Below are 392 nucleotides of genomic sequence, written 5' to 3' on the forward strand. Positions count from 1 at the left end.
AACATAAAACAGCAGAGCTTGTTATGTCGGCATTAAGCCAAATTAAACAACCATTATCAAAATTAGATTTATTTCATTCAGACCGCGGTAAAGAGTTTGATAATCGGTTATTAGCGGATTGTTTTAAGACATTTAATATCACGCATTCATTAAGCAAGAAAGGATGTCCTTATGACAATGCGGTAGCGGAAGCGACATTTAAAACAATTAAAACGGAATTTGTAAAAGGCCAACGTTTCAACTCAACGGCTGAGTTACAACGCGCTTTTTCGGCTTATGCCTATTGGTATAATCATAAACGATTACATTCTTCGTTAGGCTACTTGCCTCCCGTTGAATTTAAAAAACACTTACCCCTTAATTTTTTTGTTTGAAAATGTGTTGCCATTCCA

1 protein-coding gene is annotated in these 392 nt (G+C 35.5%); it reads left to right on the forward strand.

Going from position 1 to position 392, the window contains the following annotated elements:
- Positions 1-374: integrase core domain-containing protein (locus A9G32_RS00945; RefSeq protein WP_141672856.1), on the forward strand; the 374-nt coding region annotated here is incomplete at its 5' end.
- Between the last annotated feature and the right edge of the window lie 18 nt (positions 375-392).

Source organism: Gilliamella sp. Gris3-2 (assembly GCF_001690345.1).
Lineage (GTDB): Bacteria > Pseudomonadota > Gammaproteobacteria > Enterobacterales > Orbaceae > Gilliamella > Gilliamella bombi.